Raw genomic sequence first — 18,486 nt, 5'->3', positions numbered from 1 at the left:
TTCTTACTCATTACTTACAAATTGCTTACGTTCAAAATAGCGCTATAATTAGACAGATAGAGCATTTCATTTGTCAAAGAAACTTCTAGTTTTCCAATACACACTTATAAAAACAGATAATTTTTTCACTTCTATAATATCTTATTTCTTCCTTTAAATGATAAATATTTATTTTTTATTTATTTAGCGACCTCTTATTCACAAGAAAAAAGAGCTGCCATAAGTCAGTTTCACCAACTTATGGCAGCTCCTCTTCATTTCACTCTATTCTATCGATGGATCCAAACTGCACCTGCAGACTTGTCTTCAGCTTGACCTACTACTTCAAACTTCAATCCTAATTTCGGCAACTTACGTCCGGCATCTGGAATAACGCTGTTGATGTATTGCTTAGAATCATCAAATTTTGCAACTCCTGGTAATCCTTTATAGTCAAAGATACCGCGAGTTGGTGAATTTACTTTCCATGCTGGCGTTTGATCAAATGAGAATGCCGCATCGGCAATTTGATAACGCGTACTGCTCTTCACAGTAGGTTGTCCGTTTAATGTTCCTACAATTGCCTCTGGGTGAGAGTCTACTACTCCAAGGAATCCTTCACCTGGATGAACGCCTACCCAGTTATCTGTAAAGCTTTGATCCGCATACCATACAACCATTCCTGTATTAAATACTGGGCCACGCGCATATTGTAACGCAGTGTCAGAACCAGCGTAATTTCTCCACTCTACATAGTAATTATGTTTTTTCTGTTCAAATCCGTTAGACACAGTAAATCCTTTTAGTGTCATTGCTGGCTGACCTTCTGCGTCATCAGAGAAAACAACTTTTCCATCTACAGTTAATGCTGCATTGTCTAACGCAAATCCTTTATAAGCTACTGCAATATCTGTTAAGTACTCAAATTGCAATTTTACTTTTTTTCCTTTGAATTGGCTTAAATCGTATGATTTATCAACCCACTTACCATCAGTTGTATCCGCGCCGCCTTTTACATCTTTTTCGCCCATTCTATCAATGCGTGTCTTCGTTCCATCTTCTGCAATCGCATATACGTCAAGGAAGTCATACTTCGCTTCCAGTTCATAAAATGCCTTATAATCAAACTTAGCATCCGTTGCAGTCGTTAAGTCAAATACTGGTGTCTCAAGTGTTGTATGAATGTCATTTCCTTTCGTGCTGTAATAAAACTTCTTACCAAATGCTGACTCAATATTTTTTATATCTTTGTCCGGCAAGTTAACACGAACGATTCCTGGTCGTTTAGATTTTGTAACACTTTGATCTAAATACGTTGCAGTACCGACTCCAGTACGAAGTTTATCATAATCTACCTCAACGATATTCGCCCAGTTCCCCTTCATATTCTTTTGGAAAAACTCTTTATTTTGCGGTGAGAAACTTGTTGGCTCTGTTCCTGCAATTTTTCCAGCCCAGCTACCGCCGCTCATTAAGGACCATGATTCAACTGGTTCACCTTGTCCTGAATACTTTGTATCATATTCATCTGGCAAGCCTAAATCATGACCATATTCATGTGCAAATACACCAACCGCTCCGTCTTCAGGCTCGATTGTATAATCGTATGCAGCCATCTTTCCGCCCCAGTTCGAAACAGAAGATTTTGTACCATCAATCGCATATGGCTTCGATCCTAATTTTGAACGATGAGACCAAATCGCATCATCTTTCAATTTACCACCGCCAGCTTCTTGACCCACGCCTGCATGTACTACCATTAAATGATCAATGATTCCATCTGGCTCATTTTTATTTCCATCACCATCTTGATCGTATTGATCAAATTGATCATAATCAGCTAAATTAATGCCTTTTGCTACTGCCGCTTTCAATGCTTCTTTCACAAAATCCTTTGGACCTAAAGGACCTTTGTTGTCATGACCAGTTCCCGCATCCGCCCCATAATCTGACGCTTTTCCTGGAACAGTAAGCCATTCCGTTACAGTACCGTCCACTGTGTAGCTTCCACCAGATTGTTCTTCATAATACTGTTTAAATGTATTAATCTTTGATCCATCAAATAATGTAAATGGTTCATCACCAAATAACATTTTTTGATAATGTTCACGATTAAAGTCCTTAGAATACATATAACCTGGTTCTTGATCAATATTATTATGCTTAAAATCGCTAAATTCTACGAGTAATACAAGCACTTTATCTTTTCGAACAGCCCCATTGTAATCAGCTTGCTTTGCTGGTGTAGTCGGTACTTTTCCATTTAATTTTCCAGGGTTCAATCCTGCACCTTGTCCAGCTACTGGTCCTACTTCGGGCTGTTGCGCCTGTTCATTTTCCTTCATTTTTGCATCTTTTACTTTTTTCATAAAATCGGAAGCTTCTTGCGTAAGGTTATCTCCTGTCAAGATTTCTTTCCCAGGGTTTTCCCCTTTCTTTTTCTCAACATAATTTTCGACAGCCTTTGATGTCTCAGCTTGTGATGCAGATTGATCAATTACTCCCCGTTGTTTCAGCGCTTCTGCCAATCGCTCCTCTGGTATTAAATGCTCATCAATTGGTAGAGATGGTGGCGTATCAGCATACGCTGCATGACTTCCAAAAGCAAACGTACTACTTAGCACGGCTGCTGTTGTTAATACCGCTAAAGGTTTTAATTTCTTTTTCTTTTTCAATGTATTTCCTCCCCAGTGTCTGCAAATTATCGTTTTTTGCCGATAGCAATATAATATTCGTTATAATACGAATATTCAATCTTTTTAAAGGGGTAAAATGTTGAGAAATATTTTTTAGGGTGAAAAATATAAAATAGATACATTTACAGGACATCTATTCTAAAATTTTTGATCCTCTTTCCTCTTTTTTTCGAATGAAATGTTACCTACACAAAAAATGCCAATTCCTAAGTAGTAGCTAAGGAATTGGCATTTTTTAACGAGAATGCTTTATGAATAAACGGATTGCTTCTTCTGGTACATAGAATTTTCCATTGCTTTCTACAACGACACTTCCTAATTCATAGTCTTTATTCTTAATACGAATTATATTTTTGTTAACAAATAATTGAGCTGTTACATTATTATGTTTTACTACAAGTACAGGGTTCGCTACATCAGTTTTATCTATTGTTACAGTTGCACCATTCTGCTTAAAGGCTGATTCACTCTCTACAAATAATTTTTTTGTTACTTCTTCTAAGTTAAAGCCCATCGCTTTCGCCATCGTCTTCGCAACGTCCGTGTTTTGAATTAATCCAGATGGATTTTGAGGACCATATGAATATAAAAATACATCCTCACCTGTATGCCCTCCTGTTGTGAAGCCTATGTTCGCACGGTTAGCCAATAATGTAGTAAAAATTGGACCTACATCTATTTTCTTTTTAGCCGCTTTTAACCTTTCTTTTTCATCAAAAGTTAAATTGTCCAATCCATATAACTTAGCTACATCTTCTACATTTGATAAATCAGATTTCAAATTCTTTATAGTCCCTTCAATTGTCATTTTCGCTTTTTTCAATGGATCAATGTATGCAGACACCGGCATAGTATTATATCCTTTTGTCGTATTCATATTCCCTATAGAAATACCGCTGTTACCATGGTCAGCTACGGCGATTAGAATCGTATTACCATCTTTTTTTGCAAATTTCAATGCTTCTGCAACTGCATTATCAAATGCTAAAACATCACTAATCATCCCAATTGGATCATTCACATGAGCTGCCCAGTCTGGCTTACTTCCCTCTACAAACAAAAAGAAACCATCTTTATCTTTTGATAACACTTGAATTGCTTTTTCCGTCATTTGAGAAAGTGTTGGTTGCTCTGGATTTGTTACTTCACGATCCATATCGAAAGCTAAAGCATTATGTGAGAAAGAGCCCCAAATTTTATTAGACTTTGAATTCAATAATGCATCTTTCGTTTCAACAAATTCGTATCCTTTGTCTTGAATCACCTTTATTAAATCTTCACCATCTTTTCGAATTCCACTGTTTGTTACAGGCAGCAGTGCCGCTTTTCCACCGCCTAATACGACATCTATATTTTGATATACTTGTTGCTCTGCAATTACGTCAAAATGCTTTCGGTTGACATGATGAGCAGAGAATCCGGCCGGAGTAGCATGCTGAATTTCAGCTGTAGCAACAATTCCAGTTACGCGACCAGTACGTTTGGCACCTTCTAAAACATTGGCAACTGGCCGTATCTTGTCCTCTTCTTTTATTGGTTGTAAACCAGGTGAGCTTACAATAGTAGGTAATACACCTACATATCCTGAATTCGATTTATTTCCCGTTGCTAAAGCTGTAGCTGCTGGAGCTGAGTCTGTTATAGCTGATTCCGCTGAATATGTACGAACTCCTCCTGTTACAATTTCATCTAATGCAAGTGGTTTTCCTTTATATAAGCGAGCTAATGTAGTTGCTGTAGAACTCGTTCCGTCCATAACCATTATGATTACATTTTTCGGTTGACGTTCTACTTTTTTCACTTTAGCTTCCACCGCATGATCATTCATCATATTTTCAGTACATAACATACTTAGTGTGATTGTTCCTACTAACAGTAACCTCTTCATGAGTAAACTTAAATTCGACATTGTTCTTCCTCCGTAAATATACAAAAATATAAATTTTTTTTACATTCTATTCCACAACTTATATATGCTTTATTAGTCCCCAATTTTCATGAAGCTAACAATCGCTACCTTCACTTTCTTTTATTTAAAAAGCAACCGTACATATCATAGCTTTTTATTTTCAAATAATTAGAAGCCAAACCTCTTTTATAAAAATGTCTTATCATTTTCTTCAATAACATATATTTATCAATAAAAATCCGACTGAAACAAATAAAAATTTATTGTTAAACAATAAATTTTATGTTAAATTAAAAGGATAATTTAAAAATGAGGTGCTTTTTATGAAACAAGGATCAACACTCTTTTTAAAGATAGCTATTATACTTATCGGTATTCCTGTTTTCGCTTTGTGTATATTTTCAATTCCTAACATCGGGAATTATGCAGCGAAACTGTATCCCGATATTGCATATATAAAATATCTTGTTTTAATCAATCTATATGCAACGGTGATACCTTTTTATTTCGCTCTATACGAAGCCTTTAAACTTGTAAGCTACATTGACAAAGGTAATGCCTTCTCGAAATTATCTGTTAGAAGTTTAAAAAAGATAAAGCAATGCGCTATTACAATTAGTATATTATATGTAGTAGGCATGCCACTCTTCTATCTCGTGGCTGAGAAAGATGACGCACCTGGTATCATTATAATTGGCATGATCCTAATCTTTGCTTCAATGGTAATCGCGGTCTTTGCTGCCGTTCTCCAAAGACTATTAAAAGATGCGATAGATATAAAATCAGAAAATGATTTAACGGTCTGAGGTGAATAATATGGCAATTATTATTAATATTGATGTAATGTTAGCGAAAAGAAAAATGAGTGTAACAGAGCTTTCGGAGAGGGTTGGAATTACAATGGCTAACCTTTCTATCTTGAAAAATGGAAAAGCAAAAGCAGTCCGTTTTTCAACTTTAGAAGCTATTTGTAAAGCGTTAGAATGCCAACCAGGGGATATTTTAGAATATCAACCGGAAGATACCGAATAAAAAGAGTCCTTCATACGAGAAGGACTCTTTTTATTGTACATTACGGTGCAAAACTAATTTGACCAGTAAACAATAAGATAATCGCGATGATCCAAAAAATAAAAAATGATGAGGACAGTATGAACGAAAGAATAGCAATGCCCTTCTTCTCTGTTTTTTTCGCCATTGTAATGACAGAAAGTATGATACCTGCAACTGTCAGGGCAACTGTAACATAATCTCCCACTATATTACCTGCATTCGCTATCCTTGTCGGTGTAATAAAAACGAACAGAAAACATAAAATTCCAATAAGTAATGATATATAGCTTGTTTTACTGTACTTCTTTTTAGGAACTATTTCAGTTTTCATATTAACCCACCCTTCTATATTGCTATATGTTCATAGTAGCACAAATAACCATAATTTGGTTAAATCAAAAAAACAGATACAGCGGGAACTTCCACTGTATCTGTTTTTTATTTAATAACTAAACCTGCTATTTCTTCTTTATCATTATAAGTTATAATAAATGTCCGTTGTTCTTTACTATATTTCGCTACAAGAATAACCGTATATAAACCATCGTTTTCTTCAATCGATTGTTTTTCAATTATTTCGAACGTACCAGCTTTCTCGATTATAGGTGTAAGATCTTTCATCTTTTCTTCTGGCAATGCAGCTTTCATTTTACTATCAAATTTCTCATACACTTCTTTATACTTTGCTTCATTTAATAATGATACAATTTCTTCCGCCTTCGGAATAAATTTTTTTGATGTACTTTCATTTACTTTATTACCGGTACACGCTGCAAGCGCAAACGCCGCGATAGCACTTATAATAATAAGTAACATTTTTCTCATTTTAATACACCCTTTCTTTTTAAAATGAAACTATAACTAAAAACGAGTAAAGCACAAATTGCTATTGAAACTTCTGACATAATGATCCCGTTTTTCCCTGGTACATATAGCGATATAATACCAGCTAATGCATTTACAGTCCCATGGATGAGAATTGCATATACAACATAACGAAATTTCTTTTGGACGATAGCTTGCAATACAATGAAAGAAAGCCCAACATGTAATACCATCGCAAAGATGCGCTCAATACCACCGAGATAATAACTGTCGCCATTTTGAATGACTGTTTGTGATAATAATAGGGATATTACTGGGATACCGACTATCAACACCGCCTCAATACCACCATGCCCTGCTCCAAATAAAAAACCAGACTGCCAATCTCGTTGCTTCATAAAATAACGCATTGCGATAAAACGAGCTATCTCTTCAAAAATTCCAGCTGATATACTAAGTAAAACTGCAAATAGTATAGGCTGCATAACAGAAAACATTTGAAAATCTGTGCTAGTTCCATTTAAATAATTTAGTATTGGTATGCGAATCAATATTTGTGATACAACAAAAGCCAATATACCTAACATATATGGAATATAGCGTTTCTTCCAAAAAGCATATAAAAGTGCAATAAGCGGTAAACCAAAGCTAATCATTGTTGTAAAAATAAGACCATTCATCTCGCTTCACCTCTTACTTGAAGTGTATAAAAACGAGTGAAGAAAGTATGTAGTTATTTCCTATTCGGTTTCATTTTCATCATAGATGGTCATTTCATCTCTTTTAATATAAATGTTTGCGTGAAATAAGGACTTACATAAGTTGTTTCTAACGTCGCATTATTTGTTTTATTCATGATATGTTTTAATGAGAATAGCCCGTATCCTCTAGTCCCTTCTTTACTTGAATGGTTTTTCTCATAAATTTTTTGCAAATCAATCGCCTCACCCTTTGAACTATTACGCACAATAAAATATTGTCGTAAATCCATTTCAAAGAATGCAATTTGCAATATCTTTTCCTCACTATGTACTGCTTCTTCAATTGCATTGTCTACTAAAACTGAAATGATGCGAATAAATGAAATAATCGTCATTGAAACACTTTCAATGTTTTCTGGTATATCAAGCATTACTTTTATTTGTTGCTGCTGGGCAGTGCCGACTTTTGCTCTTAATACACTTCTCACTTCAGGAATATGAATGCGAGATAATTTTGCAATATCAAGTTCATGATCATTTATTGTTTTTAATGTAGGAGCTATAACATCATAATACACTTGCTCAATTTCTTTCACATTTTTTGTACGTATTCCCTCTTCTAACGATAATAATACATTCATATAATCATGACGGAAACTAGCAAGCTCATCATGCATATCCTCTAATTTCTCCACATAATCTAATAACTCTTTATCTAAACGTTTTTCGTGCTCTTCTCGTAACTTTTCTTTCGATAAGTGTGAGCTTATTAGTACAATGATTAGTAATAATAAAAAAATAATAATCGCTGAATTATAACTTACTTCACTGTATTGTTGATTTATTTTTGCTAAAAACTCAGTTGACGGCTGAGTTAAAATTAGTTCAATAATAAACCCGATCATTAATAATATATAAGTTATATAATATAACGGACTACCTACTATATATTGAGCAATTTTTTGAATTCTTTTACGCGCTAATAGAATACCGATAAAAGTAAGTGTCGATACGATAAGATGAATCATGCTACCTGTCCATAAATATAAATTGAATGGCGTTAACATAAAGATTTTCATTCCTAAATCGAAAAGCAACATTTTCACTAACGTTATAATAACCATACTCACTAGTGCAAAATATACATTATGTTTAAATTTCAATTCATTTTGCATTAATCCTAAACTTATTAAAAATAACACAATCGTACTATTCAACTCTGGATATCTCGTTACTGTTACGACAATAGCAAGTAAAATAATAAATACCGTACTTAAAGCTATTAACATTTTATATGACAATCTATTGTACCGGATTAATTGTATGTATAAAAACGTATGACACATACTAGTAAGCAGTATTGCAAATAAATCATAAATATACATTACATCTCACCCTTTAACATGTTTCGTACTTTACTCACTAAACGACGTGATACTGGAATACGTTTCCCGCTTTTTAAAACTATCATTTTTTGCTTCGCATCATAAGAAGACATTTGCTTCGTATTCACGATATATGATTGATGACAACGAAATAAACGTTCATCTATTATTTCAATTTCCTTTAAAGTTCCATAAAAATAAACGATTCGATCTAACGTCACTAATGCTAACCGGTGCGGTTCATCGGTCATAACATATTCAACTTCGTGGAAAGGAACCCGCACAGTCGCATTACTATTTTCAACGATAAAGTCATCGGACGGAATACTATGCTTATTTCTTGCTTCATATTGAAGTAAACATTGTTCAAAAACTTTATATCTCTCCTCATGTGGCAACCCTTTATCAATGAAAGTTAAAGCAGATACCATGTATTGGTATGAAATAGGTGCAAATTCAGAATGCGTTGTTACAAACACAATAATTCCTTGCGTATCATACTTTCGTATTTCTTGCGCCACTTGTAAACCTTTTCGTTCTTTCCTTTTAATCTCTATATCTAAAAAATAGATTGGGACATACTTCGCCTTAGGAATGTTAGTAATAATGTTTTCACTTTTACTAGTTACCTCAATAAAATCAAAAGGCAACCTATATTTCTCACAAATCTCTTCAACTAATCGCTTCATTTGCTGCGCTTGTATGACATCATCTTCTAAAATAAAAATACTCATGTTATCACTCGCTTTATTGAAATCTTTTCATCTATAGATTTATCTATAACTATATAATTCAAATTGTTATACTAATCTCCTTCTAAAGAATTGAAATAATTAATTTGCTATTACATAGGAAAACCTCAACTTTTCAAGCAAAAAGTTGAGGTTTTCTTCAAACTACTTGTAAAGGAATTTTCTATCATTCACTACCTTAAAAAATTCCGAGTAATGCGCTAAAGAATAATCCGCTACATCACAATTCCCTTGAAACATGCATGTTGAAATACCTAATTCCTTTGCAGGCAATAAATCTAATTCTCTATCTCCAATAGCTAAATCAATATTGTATTTTTTATGTAGATGATTGTAAGCTAAAGAGTTCGGCTTTCGAGGAAAGCCATCGTCAATTGTAACCATATCTACAAAGTATTTTTCCCAGCCGTAATATCTTAAAATGTCCATAACCCCTGCCTTATGTTTATGAGTCATAATCACATTTTTATCCGCAAATTTCAGAATTCCCTCCACACCTGCAAAAGGTTTCATATCTTTTGCAGTGATTTTCCCCTTCAAAATTTTAATCTGTTCTTCCTGTTCGCATGAAATATTATAATACTGAATTGCATGAGAGTATGATATTTTTAAGTTTTTGTATATTTCTTGTTTATCTACTGTATCACCTAATATTTCAGAAAGAATCTTTGTATAAACTGGATACGTATCAAATAACGTACCATCAAAATCCCATAAAATATTCATTCTATTCACCTTCTATTTTCAAATCATTTGATGATTAAATCCGCCCTATCCTTCGGCAATTCCGTTTCTAAGTAATAATCCTCTGCTTTCCAATACCTATTCTCAAACTTTGAAAGGTTTTTCTGTGTTTTCTTACTCTCGCGTAGAAATCTTGTCTCTCTTGGACAATCCAAGTACACCATATAATGAAAGAAATCTCTCCATTCTTTTCGCTGTAGAAAAACGCCTTCAATTACAATTACGCCTATTATGGGAATTTGTACTTTTTTCATTTCACATGTATCTGTGTCATCATAATAGAACGGTAATTTCAGTTTTGTTTCATGTTGCAACTTTTGAAAAAACTTCTGACGGAGCCACTCAATATCCCATTGCAAATAATAATACTCATGCCATTCTTCAAATCCTGTATCATAGCGTTTATTACGCTCTACTATGTGATCATCAATATGAAAAATATGAAACGGAATACTTTCTTGTTTCATATTTTCTTTTAAGTTTGTTACAAATGTTGTTTTTCCTGAACGGCTTAAACCATCTATGCCTAAAATGAAGCGGTTTTCTTTATGCTTCTTCATAACATTTATTATTTCACTCGTACTCATTACTTCTTCCACTCTTCTTTTAATAAAGAATATAAAATAGTATCATGAGCAACTCCATTTTGAATCATATGTTTTCGAAGTAATCCTTCTTCTTGAAATCCTGCTTTTATTAACAATTTTTGAGAAGCTTTATTTTCTACATATACAACAGCAGCAATTCTTATAAGTTGCAACGTTTCAAATCCGTAAGTTAAAATCGCCTGTAACGCTTCCGTTGCATACCCTTGTCCCCAATATGTATCGTCTAGCTCATAACCAATTTCAGCTCGCTTATGATGATGGTTAATTAAATGAAAACCGCACGTTCCGATTAATTGGCCCGTCCCCTTTTTCTCTATTCCCCAGCGAAATACACTTCCCTCTTCATAACGATTTTTAAACGCTTGAATCGTTGTTTTCGCTTGCTCAATATTTTCGAAAGAATCCATTCCAAAATAACGTATAACAGATTCTTTTGAAAAATAACGGAACATCGTTTCTGCATCTAACAGTGTTAGTTCTCTTAATTGTAAACGTTCTGTTTCTAGTTTCGGAAAGCCCATCTCTTTTTCTCCTTCTATTCTAATGAACTGCAAATTTCGATATAATTCCCATCTGGATCAGCAATGTATGCAATTGTTTGTCCCCACGGCTTTACAATTGGTTCAACTAAAATCGTAATACCTTGTTCTCTAAATTGCTCAATCGTTTTTTCTACATTTTCAACAACGAATCCTAATTCAAAATGAGAAGATTGTAACTCGCCTTCTGTAAGTGGTAATCCTGTTAATTCTTTCACGTCTTGCCGCGTATTCATTGCTAATATTGTAGATCCCGTATTAAATTCAATATATGTACCGTGCTCTGATTTTATAGGTAACTGTAAAATATCTTTATAGAATTTTAAACATTCCTCAAACTTTTCTACATATAAAATGATGTACTTCATTTTTAAATTCATTTTACTTCCCCCTTTATATCCATCCCTAAAATTTCGACAAAAGCCTCATAAAAACCTTGTTTCCTATAGTAGCGAGCACAAAAAAATGAGGCCGATTTCTCGGCCCCCCAGCTTATTGGCATAAAACAGGAGATTTGGTTTGGACATAACCAGTTCGTACCCTTATTATATTTTATTTTTTCTGAATTTTAAATACATTAAACACCTATTTATATTGAGAAAGTTTTTTTACTTGCATAAAATTAAAGCGTTTAAGAAATGCTACAAATGGAGGTGTATACATATGGAACCAATGCTATGTCCAAGTTGTAAAACGAACCGTACACGCTTTAATATTCTTGAGCAACAAGTAAAACCAGTCAAGTTAAATCCACAAACTGGTCAAGTAGAAGAAGAATACACAAATGAAACGATGAATGCTTTTCATATGGCCTATCAAGGACCTACATACAGAGTCCAATGTGCTGTATGTGGACTCGTTGAAAATCCTGAACAATTTATTAAACCTGCGCAAAATCAGTCTTTCTAACAATGTCATTACTATCCCTTGTAGAAATAGATTTTTCTATAAGGGGTTTTTCCTTTTTGTACGTTTATAAAAAACGTGTTTCTTCCTTATTATAAGTTACACCCCACATCTTTTTAGTTATCTTTTATTTTTTGATCCTCAATATGAATCTTTTTTCTTCATTTATTATTTTCAGGGTATTGTGGGTTTTCTTTGCAACTGTTAATTCTGTTCCTTCATATAGATTTTTATTATGTAAAAAAGAGCGAACAAAAATGCGATTATATAGAAACAAAGAAGTTGATTCTAATATCCCTCTTTACAAAATCAACTTCTTTTTAACTTCACTATTTATTATAATATTTCACCTTTTAATTTCTTAATTTTCCAAGTGAGTCTTATAAAGAAGTACATCCACATACAACCTGAAAGACCTGTTATAACTTTCGCCCAAATTGGCACTCTTGATTCCATTGGGCTTATAAATAGATTATACATTGATGGTAATATAGCTGCTAGCATAATAACAAAGAATACTAATAACTCATTTAGTTTTTGTATCCTCGTCTCCTTTTCTGAGTAAATATCAGGCAATTCATTTACCTCTTCTACTTCTTTACAAAAATAATTCCATCTTGTGAAACTTGTTACGCGTTTCCAACCTGACATTTCGTATATTTCGAAATACTCTTGTTGTTGTTCTTTCGAATCTCTATAAACCAATCGAAAATCAGCTTTGTATATTACATCTTTTGGCTCAGTTTTCTGAAACGTATACATTAAATTATATTTTTGTAATGCCCAACCTTGCTGATGCATCTTTCGTAAAAAAGCTTCTTCTTTTTCTAAATTCCATGCCGTAAAAAACTTAAATACCCTTTTTGTCTCCATCTTCCATTCACTCCCCTAATATACTATTCCCATTCCTTACAGATCTCTGCAACCTGTTATACTCTAGCTCTAATACTTCTTTACCAAGTGGCGTTAACTCATAGCACTTCTTTCTATCTGTTGAGGCAACTTCAACAATTAATTTCTCTTTTAATAACTTCGTCGTATTCCCGTATAAAGTTCCAGGACCGAGCTTTACTTCTCCATTTGTCATCTCTTCTACCATTTGCATAATTCCATAACCGTGCATTGGTTTCACCAGTGATAACAATATGTAATATGTCGCCTCAGTTAACGGAATGTATTTTCTCGCTTTCGTATTCATTATAACCACCTCCGATACATCGCTTAATGATATATCGACTAGCGATATATCATATAACGATATTATATATTCACATTCCAAAATATGCAAGAGTATAATTTAATAATCGAATATTTATTTCTTTGAATTGAAAAATCATATCAATTTTCTGAATAATTTGTTAAAATATAGAAATATCCGTTTTTATTTTGAAAGGAATGATACATATGATAAATAAATTGAAAGAAAACATAGCATCGGTTTTTGTAGGTAAAGAAAATGTTATAGATTTATTACTCGTTTCCTTGCTTGCTGACGGTCATGTGCTTCTTGAGGATGTACCTGGTACTGGGAAAACACTCCTCGCGAAAACACTTTCAAAAAGTATTGGTGGTAATTTTTCTCGCGTCCAATTTACACCGGATGTACTTCCGAGTGATGTGACAGGTATTGAATATTTCAATCCGAAAACAAGCGAATTCGAGTTAAGACTCGGACCAGTCGTGGCAAACATTTTACTAGCAGATGAAATTAACCGTGCAATGCCGAGAACACAGTCTAGTTTATTAGAAGCGATGGAAGAACGACAAGTGACGCTTGAAAAGCAGTCAACTCCTCTTCCAAAACCGTTCTTTGTTATTGCGACGCAAAATCCAATTGAATCACAAGGAACTTTCCCTCTTCCAGATGCACAGCTTGATCGTTTTTTAATGACAATTTCTATTGGTTATCCGAATCCTGAAGATGAACTACAAATGATGCGACGTTTTCGTAAGGATACACCTCTAGAAAGTGTCACATCTGTTATTACTTTAGATGATATTTTAGAGGCACAGAAACGAGTGAAAGAAATTTACGTATCAGAACCGTTAGAACATTACATCATTAAACTTGCCCATGCTACAAGAAATCATGATTATATCGCTAACGGTGTAAGTCCGCGTGCCACACTTGCTTTAGTGCGTTCAGTTCAAGCTTTTGCCTTTTTACGCGGGAGAGAATATTGCACACCAGAAGATATACAATTTTTAGTTCCTTCTGTTTGGAATCATCGTATCGTCTTATCAATGGAAGGCGCATTACGTACGACAAAAAATGAAATTATGCAAAGAATTTTAAAAAAAGTTGACGTACCTGTGGAGATTGAGCAAGCATGAATGGACAACGCGTAGTAACTGTACCTTTATTTTTTCAACTTCATATTATTCAACTATCTGTGCCAGGCGCTATACTATTTACGTTTTTTATGCCACAACGAATCATTATGTTTTTCTTTTTCTTCTACTATTTATTTGCGATTTTCATTTATAAATATGTCGCTTACATAGAGAAAAAGTTTCAAGTGATAAATGAGAAACAAACAACTCGGCTTTTTCCTGATGAATCTGGACAGTTTTTTATTCATTTAAAAAACGGAGCAAATATACCACTCGTTAATGGTGTTTGTTATTTTCATTTAGACCCGTCCCTACTACCGCATAATGATCAAGGAATTGATCAAATATCGAAAACGTTATTCTCTTTTCCGTTTTCACAACCTGCTCATTCAATGCAAAAATGGGATTTAACATTAACCGCAACGAAGCGTGGCGTATTTCAAATTGAACAATTCGAATGTGTTTTGAAAGATCCTTTTCATTTATTATCTGTACATTTACCTGTATTTGATAAGTTAAGAACTGAAATTATTGTGTATCCATCACCTAAAGAAGTAGCAGGTTTGCAAGAACTTCAGCAACTTTTAAATGGATCTTATCGAACCAACTTTTCTTTTTACAATGATGAAACATCTATTATCGGTGTTAAACGGTACGAACGTGAATCTTTCCGCTCAATTCATTGGAAAGCATCTGCTAAAATGCAGGAATTACAGGCAAAGCAATATGAACCTGTTAAAAATTATAGTTGGACAATTTGTCTTTCATTAGCTGCTGATCGCGGGTTTGGTTGGAAAGATAATATAGAAGATCTTATTTCATTTTCAACATACATTTGTCAATACGCAACGAAGCATCAAATACCGTTTGAATTATTTGTTAGTGTATTAGCTGAAGGTGGTCCTCTGCACTTACCATTAAATGAAGGGCAAACAAATTACGCGAAAGCTTTAGAGGAGTTGGCACGTATTTCAGACGATAGCACATTAATTCCGAAACAAGGATTTCTCCATTATACAAATAGAAAAGGAGAACGATCGTCTACAATGATTTACATTGGCTTGCAAAAGAATGACCTCTCTCTTCTATCGCAACCTACGTTTCTCATAAATAACGAAGGGATGGTGGAAAAGCTTGAAAACCTGGCTTTATCACGTTAATGACTTTATTCTGCTGCTCCTCCTTTCGTTATTAACTGAAAGGGACGAACTTATAGCTATTACTATATTTTTAACAACAGGCTATATTGGTGTGTTTCTAATCCATAAATTCATAAAGAAAAAAACGACAGGTTTTGTCATACTGTTAATGACTCAAATAATCGGCTGTTCTTTCCTTCTCCCTTTCTCTCTATTTGGCACAATTATGTTACCGCTTTTCTTCTTTATCGTACATGTAATTGGACCAGGATATCCTGTTCAAAAATCGTTAGGTGGTATTGTTTGGTTTGGTATTTCAGCCATATTTTATGCACCTTTTCCACCTTTGTGGAAACTATTACTATTAGTTATACACATTATGATTACGTTTTGGTTAACCGGGGCGAATCGGAATCAACAGTTATTACGTTTCACTTCTATCATTTCGATTGGTGTAATGAGTATAATAATTGTTCAAGTGTTTCCTTTTATTCGAGTTATTTTTAGTTTTATCATAGAAGTAGTCGCATTAGGGGTTGGTTATGTTATAAATCCATTTCTCATAGCTGCTGAATTAAAAGATACTGAAGGGATATGGGCAAGTAAAGGGCATCTTTTAAAACCTCAAATTGAAAAAAACGGGAAAACACCTCCTGATTTTGATCCAACTCTTATAAATAGCATTACCATATTAGTTTGTACACTCATTGCTATTTATGTCGTTTGGAAAATAGTAAAAAAACGAAAACATTTAAGTTTACCAAATATGCCTGCCTTCGTATCTACTATTATTACCGATAAAGAAGGTATAACCCAAAACCGATTTAAACGAAACAAGCCACCACATAACGAAATTCGAAAAGAAATTTTTAAGCTTGAAAGTAAGCTAACTACTCCTTTAAATAGAAAACGTGGAGAAACTGTTGAAGCTTGGTTAAAAAGAATAAATTGTGAAGAGGATGTAAATATTGAGAGTCATATTATTATAAATGCTTATAATGCAGTGCGTTATTCAAATGAGGAAAACACCGTACTTTTGTATGAATTTAAGGAAGAAATCCATAAACTCTATGCATATCAGAAGAGTTTAAAGAAAAGAAAGAAATAACACAACAAAAAGACTCCTATTTTTATAGGAGTCTTTTTATACTTTTACGTTACTTTTTAAATTGAGGCGTTTTTCCCTGCTTCAATCTCTAATGACTCTTCATGCCACCAAAGTGTTTCTTCGGGGTCTTCTTTAGCGATTTGGTGTGCTTCTTTTTTCGTTTCTACTGTAGGATATGAACCTTTTAGCGCGCGCCCTGATGTTGTAACGAATAGTACACTAAATACGACTAATCCAATAATACTTACACCTGTTAAATAAAATGCCGGTGCGAGCGGGTTACCAGTCGCATGAACTAAGTATGAACATACGAGCGGTGTTGTTCCACCGAATATTGATACAGAAATATTAAATGAGATCGAAAGTGCTCGATAACGTACATCGGTGAAAAAGAGTGATGGTAATAATGAAGGTAATGTTCCTTCATACACACTTAGGAAGAAACCTAATACGAAAATACCTGCAAATATAGCGGCAATATGTCCGTTACCTATTAGTAAAAATGCTGGAATTGCAAATACAGTTAAACCAAGCAAACCAATTTGCACGACGCGTTTATTACCAATTTTATCACTTAATTTACCGAAATATAGTGCTAGTGGAATCATAAGTGCCATCGTAATCGAAATAATTAATAAGCCAGTTGTTTCTTTGACTTTAAGTACTTGAGTTAGATAAGAAGGAATATACGAAAGAATCATATAATTTGTAATATTAAAGAAGGCGACAATTACTGTGCTTAATAAGAAGTCTTTTTTGTGATATTTAATAATATCCATAAATGAAAATTGTTCATTGTCTTCAGATTCCTCTTGTGCTTTTTCCATCTCTTCAAAGATGGGAGATTCATCTAAATGACGGCGTAAGTATAAACCGACCAAACCAATTGGTGCAGCTATTAAGAATGGAATACGCCAGCCCCAGCTGAGCATTTGCTCATCTGTTAACAATAACGTCAAAATGGTAACAATTACCGAAGCAGCAATGTAACCTGAGAGTGTTCCAATTTCAAGACCACTACCGAGTATACCACGCTTTTTATCTGGAGAAGATTCTGCGATATAAACCATTGCTCCTGAATATTCGCCGCCTGTAGAGAAGCCTTGAATCATCCGGGCAACTAAAAGTAGTATTGGTGCCCATACACCAATTTGTTCATAGGTTGGTAGTAATGCGATGAATAATGTAGAAAGTGCCATTAAAATAATAGTAGTACTTAACACGATTTTTCGGCCGTACTTATCTCCTATTCTACCAAAGAATACACCTCCGATTGGTCGAACGAGAAAGGCTGCTGCAAATGTACCGAATGTAAGTACAAGTTGCAATCCACTATTATCAACACCTGAGAAGAATAATTGACTTAAAATTACCGCTAAATACGCGTATAATCCAAAGTCAAACCACTCCATTGCATTCCCAATACCAGTAGCAACTACTGCTTTCCTGGCTTGTTTAGGATTGACAATATTAACGTCTTGAGGTTCAAAATTTAAATCATTATTTTGTTGCATATAATAAAACAGCTCCTTATTTAATTTAACTTCTTTAAGCACACCTTCTCTTATTGAATAAAATTAATTCGAAGCACTTAAGGAAAATTAACGTCTCCTTATCTGTTATTATTGTTTCACATAATTAATTATTTGTCCAATGAGATGCTCTCTAGGTTAAGTAATTTACTATTTTAAAAAGCTGAAGAAGCCGCTAAAATAGCGGCTTCTTCAGCTTTTTATCTTTTTTTATATTTTTTTAAATACTTGCTGTAGCAGCTATGTTATGAACACAAGAATTAAACTCCTAATTGA

At 34.0% G+C, this 18,486-nt stretch carries 20 protein-coding genes; 6 read left to right on the top strand and 14 right to left on the bottom strand.

Annotated elements, in window-relative coordinates:
* Positions 1–269: 269 nt before the first annotated feature.
* Positions 270–2,654, bottom strand: a complete 2,385-nt coding sequence (locus DN390_RS26855; protein ID WP_147808954.1) for an immune inhibitor A domain-containing protein — start codon at positions 2,652–2,654, stop codon at positions 270–272.
* A gap of 256 nt (positions 2,655–2,910) precedes the next feature.
* A complete protein-coding gene (locus DN390_RS26850; protein WP_147808953.1) occupies positions 2,911–4,584 on the bottom strand; it encodes an alkaline phosphatase in 1,674 nt (557 codons plus the stop codon).
* Between the two features lie 323 nt (positions 4,585–4,907).
* On the opposite strand from DN390_RS26850, the gene DN390_RS26845 reads away from it, so the two are divergent.
* Positions 4,908–5,390, top strand: coding sequence for a DUF2975 domain-containing protein (locus DN390_RS26845; protein ID WP_060631313.1), 483 nt, complete (start codon positions 4,908–4,910; stop codon positions 5,388–5,390).
* A 10-nt stretch (positions 5,391–5,400) separates the two neighbouring features.
* Positions 5,401–5,616: a helix-turn-helix domain-containing protein gene (locus tag DN390_RS26840; RefSeq protein ID WP_087953298.1), complete on the top strand. Its 216-nt coding sequence runs from the start codon at positions 5,401–5,403 to the stop codon at positions 5,614–5,616.
* Between the two features lie 40 nt (positions 5,617–5,656).
* Here the strand turns inward: DN390_RS26840 and DN390_RS26835 are convergent, their stop codons facing one another.
* From DN390_RS26835 to DN390_RS26795, 9 genes are all read right to left on the bottom strand, one after another.
* A complete protein-coding gene (locus DN390_RS26835; protein ID WP_147808952.1) occupies positions 5,657–5,968 on the bottom strand; it encodes a hypothetical protein in 312 nt (103 codons plus the stop codon).
* A 107-nt stretch (positions 5,969–6,075) separates the two neighbouring features.
* The gene (locus tag DN390_RS26830; protein WP_147808951.1) at positions 6,076–6,462 is read right to left on the bottom strand and encodes a DUF3887 domain-containing protein; all 387 of its coding nucleotides are present in this window, start codon (positions 6,460–6,462) and stop codon (positions 6,076–6,078) included.
* Entirely contained in the window at positions 6,459–7,142 is a 684-nt protein-coding gene (locus DN390_RS26825; RefSeq protein ID WP_147808950.1) for a YhfC family intramembrane metalloprotease, read from the bottom strand. Before DN390_RS26825 ends, DN390_RS26830 begins: the two co-directional genes overlap by 4 nt.
* A gap of 89 nt (positions 7,143–7,231) precedes the next feature.
* A complete protein-coding gene (locus DN390_RS26820) occupies positions 7,232–8,548 on the bottom strand; it encodes a GHKL domain-containing protein (protein WP_147808949.1) in 1,317 nt (438 codons plus the stop codon).
* Positions 8,548–9,282: a LytR/AlgR family response regulator transcription factor gene (locus DN390_RS26815; protein WP_147808948.1), complete on the bottom strand. Its 735-nt coding sequence runs from the start codon at positions 9,280–9,282 to the stop codon at positions 8,548–8,550. The genes DN390_RS26820 and DN390_RS26815 overlap by 1 nt, the downstream gene beginning before the upstream one ends.
* A 162-nt stretch (positions 9,283–9,444) precedes the next feature.
* Complete coding sequence (locus DN390_RS26810; protein WP_147808947.1) at positions 9,445–10,026, bottom strand: HAD-IA family hydrolase; 582 nt, start codon at positions 10,024–10,026, stop codon at positions 9,445–9,447.
* A gap of 23 nt (positions 10,027–10,049) precedes the next feature.
* Entirely contained in the window at positions 10,050–10,631 is a 582-nt protein-coding gene (locus tag DN390_RS26805) for a kinase (protein ID WP_147808946.1), read from the bottom strand.
* Positions 10,631–11,173, bottom strand: coding sequence for a GNAT family N-acetyltransferase (locus DN390_RS26800; protein WP_147808945.1), 543 nt, complete (start codon positions 11,171–11,173; stop codon positions 10,631–10,633). The genes DN390_RS26805 and DN390_RS26800 overlap by 1 nt, the downstream gene beginning before the upstream one ends.
* 14 nt (positions 11,174–11,187) lie before the next feature.
* Positions 11,188–11,571, bottom strand: coding sequence for a VOC family protein (locus DN390_RS26795; protein ID WP_147808944.1), 384 nt, complete (start codon positions 11,569–11,571; stop codon positions 11,188–11,190).
* Positions 11,572–11,854: 283 nt separating this feature from the next.
* On the opposite strand from DN390_RS26795, the gene DN390_RS26790 reads away from it, so the two are divergent.
* The gene (locus DN390_RS26790) at positions 11,855–12,100 is read left to right on the top strand and encodes a hypothetical protein (protein ID WP_000433609.1); all 246 of its coding nucleotides are present in this window, start codon (positions 11,855–11,857) and stop codon (positions 12,098–12,100) included.
* Between the two features lie 333 nt (positions 12,101–12,433).
* Here the strand turns inward: DN390_RS26790 and DN390_RS26785 are convergent, their stop codons facing one another.
* The gene (locus tag DN390_RS26785) at positions 12,434–12,970 is read right to left on the bottom strand and encodes a DUF2812 domain-containing protein (RefSeq protein ID WP_098296809.1); all 537 of its coding nucleotides are present in this window, start codon (positions 12,968–12,970) and stop codon (positions 12,434–12,436) included.
* Between the two features lie 7 nt (positions 12,971–12,977).
* The gene (locus tag DN390_RS26780) at positions 12,978–13,295 is read right to left on the bottom strand and encodes a PadR family transcriptional regulator (RefSeq protein WP_001092642.1); all 318 of its coding nucleotides are present in this window, start codon (positions 13,293–13,295) and stop codon (positions 12,978–12,980) included.
* A 206-nt stretch (positions 13,296–13,501) separates the two neighbouring features.
* Between DN390_RS26780 and DN390_RS26775 the strand changes: the two genes are divergently transcribed.
* The 3 genes from DN390_RS26775 to DN390_RS26765 are packed head-to-tail and all read left to right on the top strand — an operon-like array spanning position 13,502 to position 16,678.
* Positions 13,502–14,431, top strand: coding sequence for an AAA family ATPase (locus DN390_RS26775; RefSeq protein WP_147808943.1), 930 nt, complete (start codon positions 13,502–13,504; stop codon positions 14,429–14,431).
* On the top strand, positions 14,428–15,591 hold the full coding sequence (locus tag DN390_RS26770) for a DUF58 domain-containing protein (protein ID WP_147808942.1): 1,164 nt from the start codon (positions 14,428–14,430) through the stop codon (positions 15,589–15,591). The genes DN390_RS26775 and DN390_RS26770 overlap by 4 nt, the downstream gene beginning before the upstream one ends.
* Positions 15,566–16,678: a DUF4018 domain-containing protein gene (locus tag DN390_RS26765; protein WP_147808941.1), complete on the top strand. Its 1,113-nt coding sequence runs from the start codon at positions 15,566–15,568 to the stop codon at positions 16,676–16,678. The genes DN390_RS26770 and DN390_RS26765 overlap by 26 nt, the downstream gene beginning before the upstream one ends.
* Positions 16,679–16,734: 56 nt before the next feature.
* Here the strand turns inward: DN390_RS26765 and DN390_RS26760 are convergent, their stop codons facing one another.
* A complete protein-coding gene (locus tag DN390_RS26760) occupies positions 16,735–18,192 on the bottom strand; it encodes an MFS transporter (protein ID WP_001186941.1) in 1,458 nt (485 codons plus the stop codon).
* Positions 18,193–18,486 lie beyond the last annotated feature (294 nt).

Origin of the sequence: Bacillus sp. SH7-1 (genome assembly GCF_008042405.1) — a bacterium.
GTDB lineage: Bacteria > Bacillota > Bacilli > Bacillales > Bacillaceae_G > Bacillus_A > Bacillus_A thuringiensis_N.
Note: the sequence above shows the minus strand (reverse complement) of the source record. Positions and strands in the feature narration are given on the sequence as shown.